The sequence below is a fragment of the Methylobacterium sp. V23 genome, assembly GCF_002917135.1.
In the GTDB taxonomy this organism is placed as follows: domain Bacteria; phylum Pseudomonadota; class Alphaproteobacteria; order Rhizobiales; family Beijerinckiaceae; genus Methylobacterium.
Genome location: NZ_PDHT01000091.1, coordinates 1 through 3,570, shown reverse-complemented (window position 1 = coordinate 3,570; position 3,570 = coordinate 1). Strand labels below are relative to the sequence as shown.

Below are 3,570 nucleotides of genomic sequence, written 5' to 3'. Positions count from 1 at the left end.
CGCGGACGGAGACCTGTTGCCTAGCCAGCCGTCCTTCCTCGCTACGTAGGACGTTGTCGGTCAGGATGGTGTGCAGGCGGTAAGGACAGGGCCGATGCGCGCCCTAGCACCCGCGAGCTCCACTTCAATGCCGGTGCAGGGCGCAGGCTCGCGACGCGCCGATACCTCTGTTTTGTCACTCATCGGCTGGCGCGGTTCGAGCGTAAGCAGGGCAGGCACAAACCGCACCCCATCCTCCAGACTGCACGACACGAGCGCGCAACGCGCTTGCCGGCGCCACGTGAACAGCTGTGAGGCGCTCAGGCCACGCCGTAGCGCAACAGCGCGGATCGACACGCGTGTCGCCTCATTCTCGGAAACGATGGCTGCCTTCTCATCCGCTGACCAGCTTCGCCGCCTACCGGCCCCGGTAAATAGCTCCAGTCGCCGAAACGGTTCCAACATAGCTATACGCCCTGAGATCGACAGGGGACGGAGGCTCAAATCCGCGCCAAATGTCCCGCGTCACAGCGTCAGCCAAAAGGGGCTGTCGAAACGCCGCTTACGCTGAAGCGGGCCAAGGCGGGACCGCGAAGGCAGACGAAACAAGGGCCAAGGTCCAGAATCGCCGTACCGATGTTCAGGTACAAGGCGCACGTCTCGCTCGACCGCAAGCACGGGTTCGTCCGTCGCTGCGCCGTCATCAGCGCGACCGCCCATGACGGGGCGCAACGGGCAAACGTCCGCGGCGCGGCCAACACGAGAGGGACCTATGGGTCGACATAGCCTACCGCTCGAAGACCAACGAAGCTCATCTCGCCAAGCATGGCCGACGCTCGAAGATCCACTTCCGCCGGCAGCCTGGCCGCGACCTGACGCTGTCGCAGCATAAGGCTAACGGCACCCGCTCCAAGGTCTAATCGGCCGTCGAGACGATCTTTGCCGATCAGAGGCACCGCTTCGGCCTGTTCACACCGACCATAAGTCTAGCCCAAGCCCGCACCAAGAGTGGGCTCGCCAGCCCCGCCTACAGCCTCGAGCGCCTCCTCTGAGTCGAAGTCCAACCGGTGGCGGCTTGGGGCAACCTCGGGATAGGCTCCTAAGCCGGTTTACGACCACTGCCAGAACCCCAGTCCAATCACGCCAGATCTGCAAGCAGCGTTAAATCGATGGCCAACTTCCCTCGATTGCGCGGTTCTTCGAGGTGTCCGCTTGCTCGCGTGTGATCTATCAAATATGTCGAGGCGGGAAAGATTTCTTGGCACAGATTCAGAACGTGGTTCTGGTATTTGGAAGGATATTTTGGAATGAGAAACGACTTACGGGAAATTCTCAGCTACGCTCGTCTTGAGCAACTGCCGCGATACGCTGCTCGTGTTTTATCTCAGTCAACTGCTCGCAGGGAAGATTATTTCCCCGATGTAGCGCCGGCTGATGTGAAAAGAATGTCTGAAATTGCGATGAGCCTGCGGGGCACTTCCTATACTCCTGCTATCTTTATTCATGGTGTTCTTCCGCGCTCAGGTACAAATTTCCTAGCTGACGCGCTCTCCTTACATCCCGACGTTGTCCCCTATCCACAGCGTCTGTGGGAGTTTCCGCTGCTTTCGGTTGCAAAAAGTACTGCGGCATTACAGCGCGAATTCCAATTCATGTTTCCTCCCAATAAAGAAGTAATGCACCGTTACGAATTTCTTTCCTATTTAGCCTCGGGGTGGCTCAAATGTATGCAGGATGCTGCAGGCGGCAAGCGCTTATTATTCAAAGATCCACATGTTCACAACTTGGGGCTGTTTAGATATCTCTTTCCCAATGACATGCTTGCTTTGTGCTTGCGAGACGGCCGTGATGTTGCTGAGTCTAGCCAAAAAACGTTTGGTGACTGGCTACGGCGCAAAACATTGAAGCAGATTAGCAATGAGTGGAAATTTGGCTGCGAAGCAATTTTGGAGATAACCGAAGGTGAGCAGCAGCATACAAATGCAATGGTTGTTCGTTATGAAGAGCTGGTGCTTCGGCCAGATCAGACGATTACAAAATTATTAAATCATTTCGGTCTAGAATTGGATAAATATGATTTCGACCAACTGGCAAAATTGCCTGTGAGAGGATCGTCGACTAGTCAATCCGCTGATGCGCAGCGCTGGCAGCCTCATGAAAAAAGCGCGGACTTCCAACCAATAGGGCGCTGGAAAAATTGGAGTAAAAATCGGAAGGATCAATTTAAGAATGCGGCGGGTGAGACGTTAATCCGAGCTGGGTACGAAAATAATTTAGATTGGTAGCACAGTAAGGAGGGGCTTTGAGCTCCGACAAAGCGCTGCATTATGCGATATATCTTGAGGTGAAACGTGCCCCCGGATTGTTTTAGTGTGATGGCTTAAAGGTAGTTAAATGGTTAAGAATGACCCTTTTGAAAGTAAGGCCGCTCCCCTTGCGGCCTTCGACCCGCGGCAAAAACAACTGTCGCCGAAAAAGAAAGCTGTCGCGATATGTATATGCACCTATCTCCGTCCGAAGCAGCTCGACAGACTGCTGAGTTCAATTGAGAAACTCGAATTTAAAATTATCGACGCTCCGCAAATATCAATTATTGTTGTAGACAATGATAAGTTTCAATCAGCTGAAGAGATATGTCGGATGCACGAAGGACGGCTCAAGGGCGGCCTTCACTATGCGGTAGAAATAGAGCGTAACATTGCAAAGTCCCGCAATAGGACCCTGGAATACGCACTTCTGGCGTCGGACCTTGCCGCATTTATTGATGATGACGAATATCCAGAGCCGGGTTGGTTAGAGGGCCTGATGATCTCTCAGCAAAAATTTCAAGCAGACATCGTTATCGGACCAGTTTTACCGAGTTATTCAAGTGGAACTCCTAGGTGGATAATAGAGGGTGAATTTTTCAATCTTCCTCGCTACTCTACAGGAACGACGTTAAGGGACGGAATGACTGGAAACGCGCTCATTTGTTGCGCGATGGTACGCCGACTCGGATTACGCTTCGATATAAAGTTGGGACTTACGGGAGGAGAAGATCAGTTCTTTTTTAGACAAGCATCTAAACTTGGCGCAGTGATCACCTACGCAAACGAGGCTGTAGTTCACGAAGACGTTCCGCTTAGCAGAGCGAACGTTTCATACATAGTGAGGCGGCAGTTCCGTGTTGGTAATACACTCAGTCTAGGTGATTTGGAGCTAGATCGTTCTCTGAGAAGCGTGGTAAGACGCTTAACTAAGTCCGTTCTGCGGGCTAGTCTTGGTTTGGTAAAGCTGCTGCTTGCGTTGCCGATGTTTAGTAAAGTTGGGCTTGTTCGAGGGCTTTGCGATATCGGTCGGGGCCTTGGAATGATCACAGGGCTGGTGGGCTATCGTTTCAAAGAATACAAAAAAATTACTTAGTAGGGTATTGAAGAAGTCGGCCAACGGCGGGCAATGAGGGGATTTCGTCGCCGCGATGGACGCGGATTTTGCCGCGACGCGAGCCGTCGGCCTGGACCTCGGCCGATCCCGAGCCGCAGACCGCATCCCCCTCGTCATGTGCCAATCCAGTCGAACACGATGGCGGCGCGATCGCTCCCGCGGGTGGCT

At 53.5% G+C, this 3,570-nt stretch carries 2 protein-coding genes; both read left to right on the top strand.

Annotation, left to right across the window (positions count from 1 at the left end; all coding sequences use genetic code 11):
* Nucleotides 1-1,286: 1,286 nt before the first annotated feature.
* Complete coding sequence (locus CRT23_RS27300; RefSeq protein ID WP_103712603.1) at nucleotides 1,287-2,264, top strand: sulfotransferase; 978 nt, start codon at nucleotides 1,287-1,289, stop codon at nucleotides 2,262-2,264.
* Nucleotides 2,265-2,373: 109 nt separating this feature from the next.
* Nucleotides 2,374-3,381: a glycosyltransferase family 2 protein gene (locus tag CRT23_RS27295; RefSeq protein ID WP_103712602.1), complete on the top strand. Its 1,008-nt coding sequence runs from the start codon at nucleotides 2,374-2,376 to the stop codon at nucleotides 3,379-3,381.
* The last annotated feature ends 189 nt before the right edge of the window (nucleotides 3,382-3,570 follow it).